11 protein-coding genes are annotated in these 15,389 nt (G+C 72.7%); 10 read left to right on the forward strand and 1 reads right to left on the reverse strand.

Going from position 1 to position 15,389, the window contains the following annotated elements; translation table 11 throughout:
* From ACWCPY_RS09045 to ACWCPY_RS09090, 10 genes are all read left to right on the forward strand, one after another.
* The gene (locus ACWCPY_RS09045; RefSeq protein ID WP_451263674.1) at positions 1-903 is read left to right on the forward strand and encodes a carbohydrate ABC transporter permease; all 903 of its coding nucleotides are present in this window, start codon (positions 1-3) and stop codon (positions 901-903) included.
* A 3-nt stretch (positions 904-906) separates the two neighbouring features.
* The gene (locus tag ACWCPY_RS09050) at positions 907-2,172 is read left to right on the forward strand and encodes a 6-phospho-beta-glucosidase (RefSeq protein ID WP_403771807.1); all 1,266 of its coding nucleotides are present in this window, start codon (positions 907-909) and stop codon (positions 2,170-2,172) included.
* Positions 2,163-3,137, forward strand: a complete 975-nt coding sequence (locus ACWCPY_RS09055) for an N-acetylglucosamine kinase (RefSeq protein WP_451263675.1) — start codon at positions 2,163-2,165, stop codon at positions 3,135-3,137. The genes ACWCPY_RS09050 and ACWCPY_RS09055 overlap by 10 nt, the downstream gene beginning before the upstream one ends.
* 396 nt (positions 3,138-3,533) lie before the next feature.
* Positions 3,534-4,868 carry a hypothetical protein gene (locus tag ACWCPY_RS09060; RefSeq protein ID WP_451263728.1) on the forward strand — a complete coding sequence of 445 codons (1,335 nt, stop codon included), beginning with the start codon at positions 3,534-3,536 and terminating at the stop codon, positions 4,866-4,868.
* An 11-nt stretch (positions 4,869-4,879) separates the two neighbouring features.
* The gene (locus ACWCPY_RS09065; protein WP_451263676.1) at positions 4,880-5,935 is read left to right on the forward strand and encodes a glutamate ABC transporter substrate-binding protein; all 1,056 of its coding nucleotides are present in this window, start codon (positions 4,880-4,882) and stop codon (positions 5,933-5,935) included.
* Positions 5,936-6,039: 104 nt separating this feature from the next.
* Positions 6,040-7,365: a hypothetical protein gene (locus ACWCPY_RS09070; RefSeq protein WP_451263677.1), complete on the forward strand. Its 1,326-nt coding sequence runs from the start codon at positions 6,040-6,042 to the stop codon at positions 7,363-7,365.
* A gap of 61 nt (positions 7,366-7,426) precedes the next feature.
* Positions 7,427-10,102, forward strand: coding sequence for a tetratricopeptide repeat protein (locus ACWCPY_RS09075; protein ID WP_451263678.1), 2,676 nt, complete (start codon positions 7,427-7,429; stop codon positions 10,100-10,102).
* A gap of 2 nt (positions 10,103-10,104) precedes the next feature.
* The gene (locus ACWCPY_RS09080) at positions 10,105-11,457 is read left to right on the forward strand and encodes a protein phosphatase 2C domain-containing protein (protein WP_451263679.1); all 1,353 of its coding nucleotides are present in this window, start codon (positions 10,105-10,107) and stop codon (positions 11,455-11,457) included.
* A 122-nt stretch (positions 11,458-11,579) separates the two neighbouring features.
* Entirely contained in the window at positions 11,580-12,938 is a 1,359-nt protein-coding gene (locus ACWCPY_RS09085; RefSeq protein WP_451263680.1) for a VWA domain-containing protein, read from the forward strand.
* A 154-nt stretch (positions 12,939-13,092) separates the two neighbouring features.
* On the forward strand, positions 13,093-14,331 hold the full coding sequence (locus tag ACWCPY_RS09090) for an FHA domain-containing protein (protein ID WP_451263681.1): 1,239 nt from the start codon (positions 13,093-13,095) through the stop codon (positions 14,329-14,331).
* 6 nt (positions 14,332-14,337) lie between these two features.
* On the opposite strand, the gene ACWCPY_RS09095 is transcribed toward ACWCPY_RS09090, so the two are convergent.
* Positions 14,338-15,318, reverse strand: a complete 981-nt coding sequence (locus ACWCPY_RS09095; RefSeq protein WP_451263682.1) for a methyltransferase domain-containing protein — start codon at positions 15,316-15,318, stop codon at positions 14,338-14,340.
* Positions 15,319-15,389 lie beyond the last annotated feature (71 nt).

The raw sequence follows: 15,389 nt of genomic DNA on the forward strand, positions 1-15,389 counted from the left end.
GTGGCGCAGGTACTCGACGCCGTCAAGGAAGCCGACCCCGCGACCGGCCCGGTCACCCCGGCCGAACGCGTCGCGCGCCGCAGGGCGCTGCTGAACTGGATCGCCGTGCACTCGCTCGGGGTCGCCGCCGCGCTCTTCTTCGTGCTGCCGTTCGTCTTCCTGGTGCTCACCTCGCTGATGAGCGGCCAGCAGGCGCTGACCCGCGATCTGTGGCCGCACCCCTTCGAGTGGAGCAACTACCAGCGGGTCTTCGAGACCGACGGCTTCCTGACCTGGTGGCGCAACACCCTGCTGTACGCGGGACTCGGCACCGTCCTCACGGTCGTGTCGTCGCTGCCCGTGGCGTACGCGCTCGCCAAGTTCCGCTTCCGCGGCCGGCATCTGTCGCTGATGCTGGTCATCTCGATGATGATGCTGCCGCCGCAGGTCGTCGTCATACCGATGTACCTGTTCTGGGCCAAGCAGCTGGACCTGTCCGGCACGCTCTGGCCGCTGATCATCCCGATGGCCTTCGGGGACGCGTTCTCCATCTTCCTGCTGCGGCAGTTCCTGCTGACCATCCCGAACGAGTACCTCGACGCGGCGAAGGTCGACGGCTGCGGCGAACTGCGCACCCTGCTCAGGGTCGTCGTGCCGATGGCGAAGCCGGGCATCGCCGCCGTGGCCCTCTTCCAGTTCTTCTACGCCTGGAACGACTACTTCGGCCCACAGATCTACGCCTCGGAGAACCCGGCCGCCTGGACGCTCAGTTACGGCCTGGAGTCCTTCAAGAGCGCACACCACACCGACTGGAACCTGACCATGGCCGCGACCGTACTGGTCATGGCCCCCGTGATCCTCGTCTTCTTCTTCGCACAGAAGGCATTCGTCGAGGGCGTCACACTGACCGGAGTAAAGGGCTGACCTATGAAGCTCGCAGTAGTTGGTGGCGGGTCCACCTACACCCCTGAACTGATCGACGGCTTCGCCCGGCTGCGGGACACGCTGCCCATCGAGGAGCTGGTGCTCGTCGACCCGGCGGCCGACCGCCTGGAACTCGTCGGCGGCCTCGCCCGGCGGATCTTCGCCAAGCAGGGCCACCCGGGGCGGATCGTCACCACCTCGGACCTCGACGCGGGCGTCGCCGACGCCGACGCGGTCCTGCTCCAGCTGCGCGTCGGCGGCCAGGCCGCCCGCAACCAGGACGAGACCTGGCCGCTGGAGTGCGGCTGCATCGGCCAGGAGACCACCGGCGCCGGCGGCCTCGCCAAGGCGATGCGCACCGTGCCGGTCGTCCTGGACATCGCCGAGCGGGTCCGCCGCACCAACCCCGATGCCTGGATCATCGACTTCACCAACCCGGTCGGCATCGTCACCCGGGCGCTGCTCCAGGCCGGCCACAAGGCCGTCGGCCTGTGCAACGTCGCGATCGGCTTCCAGCGGAAGTTCGCCCGGCTGCTCGACGTCACCCCCGGCGAGGTGCACCTCGACCATGTCGGGCTCAACCACCTGACCTGGGAACTCGGGGTGCGCCTCGGCGGCCCCGACGGCGAGAACGTCCTGCCGAGGCTGCTCGCCGAGCACGGCGACACGATCGCGGACGACCTGCGCATGCCGCGGGCGATCACCGACCGGCTCGGCGTCGTCCCCTCGTACTACCTGCGTTACTTCTACGCGCACGACGCGGTCGTGCGGGAGCTCGGCACCAAGCCGTCCCGGGCCGCCGAGGTCGCCGCGATGGAGAAGGAACTCCTCGCCATGTACGGCGATCCGGCGCTGGACGAGAAGCCCGCGCTGCTCGCCAAGCGCGGCGGCGCCTTCTACTCGGAGGCGGCCGTGGACCTGGCGTCCTCGCTGCTCGGCTCGGGCGGCTCCGCGGTGCAGGTGGTCAACACGTACAACAGGGGCACGCTGCCGTTCCTGCCGGACGACGCGGTCATCGAGGTGCAGGCCCGGGTCGACGGCACGGGCGCGACGCCGCTCGCCGTTCCCGAGCTGGACCCGCTGTACGCCGGTCTGATCGCCAACGTGACGGCGTACGAGGACCTCGCCCTGGAGGCCGCGCTGCGCGGCGGCCGGGACCGGGTCTTCAAGGCGCTGCTCGCGCACCCGCTGATCGGCCAGTTCGAGTATGCCGAGGCGCTCACCGACAAGCTGATCGCGCACAACCGGGAGCACCTGGCGTGGGCGTGAACGCTTCGGTCCTCGCGATCGACGCGGGGAACAGCAAGACCGACGTGGCGCTGATCGGTGCGGACGGAACGGTGCTCTCGAAGGCCCGGGGCGGTGGCTTCCAGCCGCCTGCCGTGGGCATCGGGACGGCCGTCGACGTCCTCGGCGCGGCCGTCGACCGGGCGCTGGAGCTCTCCGGCGGACCGGCCGGACCCGTCGCGCACGTGTCCGCCTGTCTCGCCAACGCCGACCTCCCGGTGGAGGAGGAGCAGCTGGCCGCGGCGCTGCTCGCGCGGGGCTGGGGCGCCACCGTCGAGGTGCGCAACGACACCTTCGCGATACTGCGCGCGGGGGTGGACGAGCCGCGCGGGGTGGCCGTGGTCTGCGGCGCGGGGATCAACTGTGTCGGCATGGTGCCGGACGGGCGGACCGCGCGGTTCCCCGCCATAGGCCGGATCTCCGGTGACTGGGGCGGCGGTGCGGGGCTGGCCGAGGAGGCGATGTGGTTCGCCGCGCGGGCCGAGGACGGGCGCGGTGAGCCGACCGAGCTGGTCCGTACGCTGCCGGAGCACTTCGGGCTCGGCTCGATGTACGCGCTGATCGAGGCGCTGCATCTGGGCCGGGTCGAGTTCGAGCGCCGGCACGAGCTGGCTCCGGTGCTCTTCGCGACCGCGGCGGCCGGGGACGCGGTGGCGGGTGCGCTGGTGGACCGGCTGGCGGAGGAGGTCGTCGCGATGGCCTCGGTCGCGCTGGGCAGGCTGGACCTGCTGGGCGAGGAGGCGCCGGTGGTGCTGGGCGGCAGCGTACTGGCCGCCCGGCACCCGCAGTTGGACGCGAAGATCTCCGAACTCCTTGCGGTACGGGCCCCGAAGGCGGAGATCCGGGTGGTGACCCAGCCGCCGGTGCTGGGGGCCGCGCTGCTGGGCCTGGATCGCACGGGCGCGGCCGCCGCGGTGCACGAGAGGCTGCGTGCGCAGTACAGCTGACATGCCGTCCGTGATCCACGACACGGCCCACGAGGTGCCCCGGGGGGCGTTCCGTCGCGTTTTCGCGCCGCGGGACGCCCCTCGCGCACGGGAACCGTTCAGTTGTCCCGGACGTGTTCATGAGTGGGGAGATCGGTCCGCTCCGGTTACTGGTCCGTCGATCGGCTTGATCGGCGGCGCATGCCTTGATCGAATGCGTGTGAGCGCATCCGTGGACCGGTGCGGGATCCGGACGTAAGTGGTGTGGATGCCGGTCCCTGCGGCCATACTTCATGGCCGGGCACCAGTCCCCGATCGGCCGGGGGCCGGGCCACCGTCAGTGACCGAGGGGGAGGTCGAGTGACATACCCACCGAGTGTGCGCACGGCGCCTGAGCACGAGCGGGCACAGCCGCCCGTGCCCGCGACCGTACCCGCTCCGTCGCAGCGCGGTGTGCTGTCCGTGACGGCCGGCAAGGTGCGGGCCGCGGCCACCACCGAGCCGGGCAGGCTCCAGATCATCGGGGCCGTGCTGGCCCTGCTCGTCGTGGCGTTCGGGGCCGTGACGGCCTTCGAGATCGCCGACCGGGCGTCCGCCGCCGACGACGTGGTGGGCCGCAGCCAGCCGCTGAGCGCCGACGCGGCGGCCATCTACCGTTCGCTGGCGGACGCCGACACCGCCGCGGCGAGCGGCTTCCTGGCCGGGGCGCAGGAGCCGCGCGATGTCCACGACCGGTACGAGAAGGACATCGAGGAGGCGTCCCGTCTCCTGGTGAAGGCCGCCGCCAACACCGACGCGTCGACGAAGTCCGGCCAGGAGATCACCACGCTCAACAAGGAACTCCCCCGGTACACCGGCCTGATCGAGCGGGCTCGCGCCAACAACCGGCAGGGCCTTCCGCTGGGCGGCGCCTACATCCGGTACGCCAACCAGCGGATGAGCAAGGTGATGCTGCCGGCCGCCGAGCGGCTGTACGCGGCGGAGACCGGCCGGCTCGGCGAGGACAGCGACTCGGCCAGGGCGTGGCCGTTCTTCTCGCTCGGGCTCGGGGTCGTGGCACTGGCCGGGCTGGTCTGGGCGCAGCGGCGCAACTACCGCAGGACGAACCGGGTGTTCAACCACGGACTGCTCGTGGCGACCGCGGCGTCCACGGTGCTGCTGCTGTGGCTGGCCGTGGGGCACACGGTGGCGCGGTCCGCGCTGCATGGAGCCGATGTCAACGGGCAGCAGTCCCTCGATGTCCTCAATCACGCGCGGATCGACTCGCTGAAGGCGCGCGCCAATGAGAACCTCACTCTGGTCGCCCGCGGCGCCGTGCTCACCGCGGACGGCAGGAACGACAAGTACGAGACCGACTACAGCACGGGCATGAAGGCCCTCGGCGAAGAGCTGGGGAGAGCCGGGAAGCTGGCCGACGACGAGCAGGGAAGAGGACCGGTGGCGAAGGCCGTCGACGCCGTCTCCGAGTGGCAGGGCCGCCACCGGACGGCCCGTACGGCCGACGACAGCGGCGACTACGAGGGTGCGCGGACCCAGATCATCGGGGCGAAGGACTCGACGGGTGAGTCCTTCGAGCGGGTGGACGACGCGCTGAAGCAGGCGCTCGCCCATGAGCAGGGCGAGTTCACCCGGGCCGCGAAGGACGGACAGGGGGCTCTGGGCGGGCTGCCGACCGGGGCCGCCGCACTGGCCGCACTGGCCGCCGTGGCCGCGATCGTCGGAGTCAACCGCAGGCTCTCGGAGTACCGGTGAGAGGGGCAGCGATGACCAGGAAGCGCGCGGGCCGGTGGTCCGCCCCCGGCAGGCTGCGCGGCTGGGGCGGGGTGACGGGCATGGCCGTGGCCTGCGCGGTGACGGCCGCGCTCACCCTGCTGCCGCTCTCCCACGGCGGCACCCAGGTCCTCGGCGGGGATGCCGCGGGGCCGGGCACGGCCCGGGCCGTGCAGATCAGGGCCGACGACTGCACGGACCCGGAGGCGAGCCTTCCGCCGTCGTCCGGCAGCGGTCCGAACATCGAGAAGATCAAGAAGCGCGGAAAGCTGATCGCGGGCGTCGACCAGAACAGCTTCAGCTGGGGCTACCGCAATACGGCGGCCGGTGAGGGCAAGGACAAGCTCGAAGGCTTCGACATCGATCTGGTGCGGGCCATCGCCGAGAACATCCTGGGCGACCGCGACGCGGTGATCTTCCGGGCCATCCCCACCAACCAGCGGATCGCCGCGCTGGAGAACGACAAGGTCGATGTCGTCGTCCGGACGATGACCATCAACTGCAGCCGGCTGAAGCAGGTCTCGTTCTCCACGGCCTACTTCCAGGCGGGGCAGCAGGTCCTGGCGCCGAAGGACTCGACGATCACCGGCTTCGACAAGTCCCTGACCGGCAAGCGGGTCTGCACCGCCGAGGGCTCCACCGCCTACGAGGCGCTGGAGAAGCAGTCGTTCGGCGCGGTCTTCAAGGACCCGCACGACGGTACCGAGGCGGACGAGGACCAGCTCACCGTCCCCAATCAGCTGGACTGCCTGGTGCGGCTGCAGCTGGGCGAGGTCGACGCGGTGGTCACGGACAACGCGCTGGCGGCCGGCCAGGCCGCCCAGGACCCGGCGGTCGAGCTCAAGGGCGACAAGCCGTTCACCACCGAGTACTACGGCGTGGCGGCGAAGCTCGGCGCGGACGACCTGGTGGCCAGGGTCAACCAGGTTCTGGTGGACTACCGCAGGGGCGGCAAGGACAGCCGCTGGATGCAGTCGTACCGGAACTGGCTGGAGGCCGGTCTGCCGGGGATAACGGCCCCGCCGGCCCCCAAGTACCGGAGCAACTGACGCCGGGCCGGCCGGGTGGGCGCGACGGAGCGGACCCGGCCGGAGAGACAGTGGTACTGATCCTGCCGGGGCCCGTCCCGGAGGGAAGAGCGGAGAGGTGATCGATGGGCGTCGCGGGCCCCTTCCCCGGCCAGGCGGCCGGGCCCCCCGTCCCGGTCATGGACCGGGACGACGCGGACCGTGCGCTGGCCCGGCTCGGCGCGGAGCACGAGGCGATCGAGACCTCGCTCCTCGCCCTCCAGGACCATGCGGGCCGCCGGCTCCTGGAGGGCGCCGAGCTGACCGGCGTCACCAAGGAGCGCTGGGCCTCGACCGACCAGGCGATCACGCTGCTCTGGGGGTACTTCGACGCCTACGCGGGGGCACTCGCCCAGGCGCGTGCGGTGCGGGCCCGGCGCCGCTATCCCAACCGGGACGATCTGGTGGCCCTCACCGAGCTGCTGCGCGGCCAGGGCGTCACGGTGGCGCACGCGGCGGCCCGCCCCGATCCTTCGGTCAACGGCCCGGCCAGGCTCTCCGAGCGGTTCACGCTGGAGGAGCTGGTCGCCCGGATGAACGAGCTGTACGCCCGCTCGCTGGACATGGTCGTCGCCTCCGACTCCGTGTGGTCCGCGCTGCCCGCCCGGATAGATCTGCTCGCCGCCGAGCTGCACCGCACGCGTTCGCTGGCGCACTCCGTGGGGGTGCGGCCCGGTGAGCACCCGGCGGGCGACGACCTGGAGGCGATCACCCACGAACTGGCCACGCTCCGCGTCCAGGTGATCTCCGACCCGCTCGCCTTCTGGCTGCCGGGGCCGGGCAGTTCGGCGCCCGGCGGCGGCCGCCCCGACACGGCGCGCTACGACCGGGCGGCCCGCGCCCTGGACGACGTACGCCGGGAGATCGAGGCGGTGCTCGCGGTGCGCCAGGACGCCGAGCAGCGCCTGGTCCAGCTGCGCGACGTGCTCTCCCGCGCGGACCGCACCCTGACCGAGGCCCGGGCGGCGCGCGGCGAGGTGCTGGCGAAGATCGCGGCCTCGGAGGTGCCCGCGGTCAGCGGCCCGGCGACCGTGCTCCAGGAGCGGCTGGCCGCCGCATCGGAGTACCGCAGACATGCGCAGTGGCACCGGCTGTCCCCGCTCCTGGAGACGCTGGAGCGGGAGGCCGAGGACGAACTGCTGCGGGCCCGTGAGTCGTTGACCGCGGTCACGGCCCCGCTGGCGGTGCGGGCGGAGCTGCGCGGCAGGCTCGACGCGTACAAGGCGAAGGTCGCCCGGCACGGTCTGGCCGAGGACCCGCTGCTGATCGAGCGCTACGACGCGGCGCGCCGGATGCTGTGGAGTGCGCCGTGCGATCTGCGGGTCGCCGGGCAGGCGGTGCTGCGCTACCAGGAGGCGGCGGCCGAACTGCTCTCCCAGCGCCGGGCACCGGGGCCGGAGGACCGGCGATGACCACAGGGGCACGCAAGGCGGAAGGGCCGCTGCGGCGGCGGGGCGACCAGGGGGACCGACCATGAGTACGCAGTGCCAGCGCCCCGCGTGCGAGGGCAGTTACGAGGACATGGGCGGCGGTGAGCTGTACTGCGACACCTGCGGTCTGGCTCCGGTCGTGTCGCCAGTGGGGCCTCCCCTGTTCGAGCGAAGTCGAGAACTTGGGGATGGGATGGTGAGCTCGCCGCCCACCGGGATCGCGGGCGGTGGCGCGAACAGCCGGGGCAGCAGGAGCGGTTCGGGGTCGTCGTCCCGGGCGTCCTCGCGTTCGTCCCGCTCGTCCCGCTCGTCGACCTCCCGGCGTTCGGTGTCGGGACGGCTCTCGCGTTCGCTGTCCGGCTCCGCCACCTCCCCCTCGGTCTCGGTGCGTTCCTCCGGTTCGTCCTCGGGCGCGTCCGCCCGGGGCAGGCTGGGCGTGGGCCTGGTGCAGGTACCGGACGTGCCGCGTCCCGACCCGCGCTCGGCGGTGATGGAGAACCCGGAGGTGCCGGAGCGGAAGCGTTTCTGTTCGCGTTCCGACTGCGGGGCACCGGTCGGCCGGTCCCGGGGGGAACGGGTGGGCCGCACCGAGGGGTTCTGCACCAAGTGCGGTCACCCCTACTCGTTCGTGCCCAAGCTCCACGCGGGCGACATCGTGCACGGTCAGTACGAGGTCGCCGGCTGTCTGGCGCACGGCGGGCTCGGCTGGGTCTACCTCGCGGTCGACCGCGCGGTCTCCGACCGCTGGGTGGTGCTCAAGGGCCTGCTCGACACCGGTGACCAGGACGCCATGGCGGCCGCGATCTCCGAGCGCCGCTTCCTCGCCGAGATCGAGCACTCCAACATCGTCCGGATCTACAACTTCGTCGAGCACCTCGACCAGCGCACCGGCTCGCTCGACGGCTACATCGTGATGGAGTACGTCGGCGGCAAGGCGCTCAAGGACATCGCCAACGAGCGCCGTACCGCTGCCGGAAAGCGCGATCCGCTGCCGGTCGGGCAGGCCTGCGCGTACGGCATCGAGGCGCTGGAGGCGCTCGGTCATCTGCACAGCCGCAACCTGCTGTACTGCGACTTCAAGGTCGACAACGCGATCCAGACCGAGGACCAGCTGAAGCTGATCGACATGGGCGCCGTCCGCAGGATGGACGACGACGAGTCGGCCATCTACGGCACGGTGGGTTACCAGGCGCCGGAGGTCGCGGAGATCGGCCCGTCGGTCGCCTCCGACCTGTACACGGTCGCGCGGACGCTCGCGGTGCTCACCTTCGACTTCCAGGGCTACACCAACGTCTTCGTGGACTCGCTGCCGGATCCGGACAACATCGAGGTGTTCCGGACCTACGAGTCGTTCTACCGGCTGCTGGTGCGGGCCACCGACCCGGATCCGGCGCGGCGGTTCGCCTCGGCGGCGGAGATGGCGGAGCAGCTGACGGGTGTGCTGCGCGAGGTGGTGTCGCTGCAGACGGGGCGGCCGCGCCCGGCGCTTTCGACGCTGTTCGGCACGGAAGTACGGGTCACGGACACGCAGTTGTTCCCCGAGCTGACGGAGGACGTGTCCCGGCTGGGGGCCCGGGTCCCCGCGTCCGGCCGTTCAGGGCGGCGGCGGGGCGGGGCGGGGGGCGCCGCACCGGCGCCGGGCGCGCCGCCCGCCCCCGGGTACGCCGCGCCGGGGGCCGGCCCGCTGACCGCGCAGGCCGCGATTCCGGGCCCCCGGGTCCCGGCCGGCGCCCCCGGTGCGCCGTCGGGGTTCCCGGTGCCGGCGGGCGCCCGGCCGGCCGGGCTCGACGTACGGTCCACCGCGCTCGCGCTGCCCGTGCCCCGGGTCGACGCGAGCGACCCCAACGCGGGATTCCTGGCCGGGCTGATGACCACCGCCCCGGCCGAGCTGATCACCGCGCTGAACGCGGTGCCCGCGGCCTCGCTGGAGACCCGGCTGCGCGAGCTGCGCGCCCGCCTGGAGATGAACGAACTCGGTGCCGCGAGCCGGACCCTGACCGCGCTGGAGGGCCAGCACCCCGACGACTGGCGGGTCGTCTGGTACCGCGGCATCACCTCGCTGGTGACCGGTGACAACGAGAACGCGGCGCTCTCCTTCGACGCGGTGTACGACGCGTTCCCCGGTGAGCCGGCGCCCAAGCTGGCGCTGGGGATCTGTGCGGAGGTGCTGGGCCAGCTGGACAACGCCGCCGAGTACTACCGGCTGGTGTGGACGACCGACCCGAGCTTCGTCAGCGCCGCCTTCGGGCTGGCCCGGGTGCAGATCGCCGCCGGGGACCGGGCCGGTGCCGTCAGGGCGCTGGAGTCGGTGCCGGAGGCGTCGATCCACTACACGGCGGCCCGGGTCGCCGCGGTGCGTGCCCGGCTGCGTGGCCGGTCCCCGGACGAGCCGCTGATCGACGATCTGACGGCCGCCTCCGACCAGGTCTCGGGACTGGCCGGTTTCGGGCTGGACGCGGTGCGCCGGGAGCAGCTGTCGACCGAGGTGCTGGGCACGGCGCTCGACTGGGTGCTCTCCGGCAGCCCGGCGGCGCAGCCGCCCGTACCTGCCGGGCCGACCGGGCCGAGAACGCTGCTCGGCAGTGAGCTGGACGAGCGGGGCCTGCGGTTCGGGCTCGAGCGTTCGTACCGGATGCTCGCCAGGCTTGCGGAGCCCGGCGATGAGAGGATCGAACTGGTGGAGCGGGCCAACCGTTTCCGCCCCCGGACGTGGGTGTGAAAATGTCGCAGAAGCCCCAGGAGACGGCCCTGTCGAAGTGCCCCGGCTGCGAGGAGCCGCTGGAGCCGGGGGACCTGTTCTGCGGTGCGTGCGGGTACGACCTGTCGGCCGTGCCCCCCGCCCCGCAGGACCACCCGACGATCGCGCTGACCGTCCCCGTGGAGAACGGTGCGGAGAGCGGTGCCCAGGCCCGCGCGGCGGAGGTCCGCTTCGACCGGCGGGCCGGGTCGGACGGACCGGACGCAGCCGCCGGATCGAGCGGAGAGGGAGCGTCGGCCGGACCGGGAACGCCGGGCGGATCCGGGGACTTCGAGCTGGCCGCGCCCGAGCCGGCCGCCGCGCCGTCGGCCGGTGCCCCGGCGCCCGCGCCCGACCCCCGTACCCCCGCCGCGGAACCGTTGGCGCCGACGCCGCCGGCCGGTACCCGGGTGTGTGTGGCCTGCCGGGCCGGCAGTGTCGACACCGACGGCTACTGCGAGAACTGCGGTCACGCCCAGCCGCGCGAGCGTGACCACATGGAGCAGGAGCTCGGTTCGGTGGCCGCCGTCAGCGACCGGGGGCTGCGCCATCACCGCAACGAGGACTCGTTCGCGGTGTCGACCACCGCCCTGCCCGACGGTTCACCGGCCGTCGTCGCGATCGTCTGCGACGGTGTCTCGTCGGCCAGCCGCCCCGACGAGGCGTCGGCGGCCGCCGCGAGCGCGGCCAACGAGGCGCTGCTGGAGTCGCTGCCGCGCGGCACCCATCCCCAGCAGGCGATGCACGAGGCGATCCTCGCCGCCGCCGAGGCGGTCAACGCGCTGGCTCAGGAGCCCGGCCGGGCCATGGAGCACGACCGGCACCGCCACCAGAACGCCCCGGCGTGCACCCTGGTCGGCTCGATCATGGCGGGCGGCCTGCTGGTCGTCGGCTGGGTCGGCGACAGCCGTGTCTACTGGGTCCCCGACGACCGCGCCAACCCGCCCGCCCGGCTGACCGAGGACGACTCCTGGGCCGCGCAGATGGTGGCGGCGGGGCTGATGAACGAGGCCGAGGCGTACGCGGACGAGCGCGCCCACGCCATCACGGGGTGGCTCGGCGCCGACGCGTACGAGCTGGAACCGCACACCGCGTCCTTCAAGCCGGACCGGTCCGGTCTCGTGGTCGTCTGCACGGACGGCCTGTGGAACTACGCGGAGTCGGCGGCCGAGATGGCCGCGGCGGTGCCGGCCGACGCGCATCAACGGCCTTTGCACGGCGCCCAGGTGCTGGTGGGTCATGCGCTCGACGGTGGGGGCCACGACAACGTAACAGTGGCTCTGCTGCCGTTCGCCGTGGAGCCGCAGGGGGCAGGATCGGCGTGCGGTACCCCGTGAGTCCCGTTCCGTAACGCTTGATTCCAGTTCCGACCGTCCGCCCCGCCACCGCCGCCTTCGCCCGTTTTTCTTCGCTCACAGCTGTCTTCATCCGACACCTGGAGTCCCAAGGAGCCGACCAGATGGCCAACTTCTCCAAGTCGAACGTGCCGCAGTTCTCCGTCGAGGTGTACCAGAACGAATATCTGCCGGAAGGCGGACGCGAGGTCAACGCGATCGTCACGGTCACCTCGACCGGGGGCGGCACCACCGGCGGCGTCCCGCTGTCCGGTGCGGCGGTGACGCCCGCGCGCGACTCCGGGCAGGCACCGAGGGCCGCTGTGGTGATCATGGTCGACTGCTCCGGTTCGATGGACTATCCGCCGACGAAGATGCGCAACGCCCGCGACGCGACGGCCGCGGCCATCGACACCCTGCGCGACGGCACCTCGTTCGCCGTCGTCGGCGGTACGCACGTCGCCAAGGAGGTCTACCCGGGCAACGGCAGGCTCGCCGTGGCCGACGCGCGGACCAAGGCCCAGGCGAAGGAGGCCCTGCGCGCGCTCGGCGCCGGTGGCGGTACGGCGATCGGCACCTGGCTGCGGCTGGCCGACCGGCTGCTCGGCGCGGCCGATGTGGACATCCGGCACGGCATCCTGCTCACCGATGGCCGCAACGAGCACGAGGCCCCCGAGGACCTGCGGGCCGCGCTGGAGTCCTGCGCGGGCCGCTTCACCTGTGACGCCCGCGGTGTCGGCACCGACTGGGAGGTGAAAGAGGTCACAGCGATCGCCACCGCGCTGCTCGGCACGGCCGACATCGTCTCCGACCCGGCGGGTCTGGCCGCCGACTTCACGCGGATGATGGAGAACGCGATGGGCAAGGAGGTCGCGGATGTCGCGCTGCGGCTCTGGACGCCCGTCGGGGTCGAGATCAGATTTGTGAAACAGGTCGCACCGACGGTGGTCGATCTGACCGGCCGGCGCACCGAGGCGGGCCCCCGCGCCGGGGACTACCCCACGGGCTCCTGGGGCGACGAGTCCCGCGACTACCACGTGTGCGTGCAGGTGCCGCAGGCCGGGATCGGGCAGGAGATGCTGGCTTCCCGGGTCTCGCTGATCCTCCCCGACCCGTCGGGCGGGGCCCCGCAGACGCTTTCGCAGGGCCTGGTCAGGGCCGTATGGACCGAGGACATGGTGGCGTCCACCTCGATCAATCCGCAGGTCGCGCACTACACCGGCCAGGCGGAACTGGCCCAGGTCATCCAGCAGGGACTCGATGCCCGCAAGTCGGGGGACTTCGACGGCGCGACCGCGAAACTGGGCCGCGCGGTGCAGCTGGCGTCGGCGTCCGGAAACGAGGACACTGCGAAACTGCTTTCGAAGGTGGTGGACGTCGTGGACGCGGCGACCGGTACTGTGCGACTGAAGGCCAAGGTCGCGGACGCCGACGAGATGACACTCGAAACGCGCTCGACCAAGACCGTTCGCGTCAAGAAGTGACCACCGAGCCGTACGGCGGAAAAGCACGGAACCGTACGGCGAAAAGCACAGAGCCGCATAGTCGAACCTCCCGGCGGAACGCTCCGCCGGGGGGCGAAGAGCAGGAAGAATACGCCGGCCCCGGGGCCGGCCCAGGAGAGGGGGAAGCGCCGACATGCCGACCTGCCCGAACGGACACCAGTCGGGTTCCGATGACTGGTGCGAGGTCTGCGGCCATCGCATGACCGGCGCGGGCGCGCCTGCGGGCGCGGTCCCCCCGCCACCGCCCCCGCCGCCCGCTCCCGGCTACGGCTACCCGCCCGGCCCCGGGGCCGACGCGACCCAGCAGGCGGAGCTCTGCCCGCAGTGCCGCACGCCCCGCGAGGCGATGGCGCCGTTCTGCGAGGAGTGCCGCTGGAACTTCCTCACGAACACCGCGACCTCGTACACGCCGCTGGCCCCGGCCCACGGCGTTCCCGGCCCGCCGCCCGGTCTCAATCTGCCGCCCGGCTTCCAGGCGCAGCAGCCGCCGGCCCCGAGGCCGCGCGATCCGTTCGAGTACCAGGGTTCGCGGCCCTCGCAGGTGAACCGTCCGGCCGAGCCGCTCTCCTCCGAGCCGGGAAACCCCCCGGGTCCCCCGGTGCCCGGACCGGGCCCGCAGTCGCCCCCGCCGCCGTTCCAGCAGGGTCCGCCGCCGCCGTTCCAGCAGGGGCCGCCGCCTCCGCCGTCCTTCCAGCAGCAGTCGGCGCCACCCTCTCCGTTCCAGCAGCAGTCCGCGCCGCCGCCGTTCCAGCAGCAGTCGGCGCCGCCCGCCCCGCAGCCGCCGGCTCCTCAGCCGCCCGCGCCGCAGGGACCGCAGCCGCCGGCCCCGCCGCAGGGGCCGCAGGGAGGCGGTGACGACGACTGGATGCTGTCGCCGCCCTCTCATCCCCAGTCCCCGCAGCAGCAGTCGGCCCCGCCGCAGCAGCAACAGCCGTCGTTCCCGGGGCCGGGCCAGAACCAGCCGCCCGCGAGCTGGACCGCTGTCATCGCCCCGGACCGTGAGTACTTCCTGGCGATGATGCAGCGCAGCGGCCCCGAGGCGACCGGGCTGAACCTGCCCGCGTACTCCCCGGAGCAGCAGCTCGCGCTCTCCGGCAACCAGGTCACCGTCGGCCGCCGCCGGCAGAGCACCGGCGAGTCCCCCGACATCGATCTGTCCGTGCCGCCGGAGGACCCGGGCGTCTCGCACCAGCACGCGGTGCTGGTGCAGCAGCCCGACGGCAGCTGGGCCGTGGTCGACCAGAACTCCACCAACGGCACCACGCTCAACGGTGCCGAGGACCCGATCCAGCCCTATGTCCCCGTCCCGCTCCAGGACGGCGACCGGGTGCATGTCGGGGCGTGGACGACGATCACGATCCGCCGGGACTGACCCGCGTCACACGGTGGGCAGTGGCCAGGCGTACGGCCCCTCGGGGTCGTCCAGCCAGGCCCACTGCCGCCCGTCCCGGACCGTGATGCCGAACCTCTCCCGCTCGGGGCGCTGCTCGCGCCGCCAGAGGGAGTGGGCCTCGCGCGGGTCGAGGGAGCCCTCGGTCAGCGCCAGCATGAACCGGAAGAGGTCGTTCTCGCTGACACGCCTCGGCACCGTGCCGGTGTGCGGGCGCCGTGCGGCCCGCGCCGGGGCGCCGCGCAACGGTACGAAGTAGGCGGCCGTGTGCAGGAACCGGCCCTCGGCGTATCTGCCGTGTGTCCCGTCCCGTACCCGCAGCGCGATCAGTCCGGTGGCGAACGGGGCCAGGATCCGGGCGCCCGGCACGCACTGCCCCAGCCAGGGCTGGGGTACGCACGGCAGGGTGCAGGTCGCGATGATCCGGTCGTACGGGCCGCGCGGGGGCCAGCCCCGGGTCCCGTCCCCGGTGATCACCGCCGGGCGGTACCCGGCGGCGGCCAGGTGCCGGCGGGCCGACTCGGTGATCTCCGGGTCGAGGTCGACGGTGGTCACGGCGTCGTCGCCGAGCCGGTGGGCGAGCAGCGCGGCGTTGTAGCCGCTGCCCGCACCGATCTCCAGGACCCGCTGTCCGTCCTGTACGTCCAGCTCTTCGAGCATCCGGGCCATCAGTGACGGCTGGCTGCTCGACGAGATCAGTTCGCCGTCCTTGATCCGGGTGGCCAGCGGTCCGTCCTCGTACGCCCCGCGCAGCCAGCGGGCCCGCCGGACCGGGTCGGGGTCCTCGCACCACAGGCGGTCGTAGCCGCCGGCCACGAAGTAGTACGGCACGAACAGATGCCGCGGCACCTCCTCGAAGGCGGCCCGCCAGTCGGGGTCGCGCAGCGCCCCGCCGGCCGCGATGGAGCGCACCATCGCCCACCGTTCCTCGGCGGCGGCCACGGCGAACCGGTCGGTGTGCGTGTCCATACCTCCACCTTCCTGCGTCCGGGGCCCGGGGGCCAGGAACCCGGGCGGGCGACGGGCCGTTGAACCACCTG

This window comes from Streptomyces sp. NPDC002403, from assembly GCF_053593015.1.

Coding starts and splice junctions, on each gene's coding strand:
- ACWCPY_RS09085 (WP_451263680.1), top strand. CDS start 11,580: ATGGCCAACTTCTCCAAGTCGAACGTGCCGCAGTTCTCCGTCGAGGTG.
- ACWCPY_RS09080 (WP_451263679.1), top strand. CDS start 10,105: ATGTCGCAGAAGCCCCAGGAGACGGCCCTGTCGAAGTGCCCCGGCTGC.
- ACWCPY_RS09070 (WP_451263677.1), top strand. CDS start 6,040: ATGGGCGTCGCGGGCCCCTTCCCCGGCCAGGCGGCCGGGCCCCCCGTC.
- ACWCPY_RS09065 (WP_451263676.1), top strand. CDS start 4,880: ATGACCAGGAAGCGCGCGGGCCGGTGGTCCGCCCCCGGCAGGCTGCGC.
- ACWCPY_RS09095 (WP_451263682.1), bottom strand. CDS start 15,318: ATGGACACGCACACCGACCGGTTCGCCGTGGCCGCCGCCGAGGAACGG.
- ACWCPY_RS09090 (WP_451263681.1), top strand. CDS start 13,093: ATGCCGACCTGCCCGAACGGACACCAGTCGGGTTCCGATGACTGGTGC.
- ACWCPY_RS09075 (WP_451263678.1), top strand. CDS start 7,427: ATGAGTACGCAGTGCCAGCGCCCCGCGTGCGAGGGCAGTTACGAGGAC.
- ACWCPY_RS09050 (WP_403771807.1), top strand. CDS start 907: ATGAAGCTCGCAGTAGTTGGTGGCGGGTCCACCTACACCCCTGAACTG.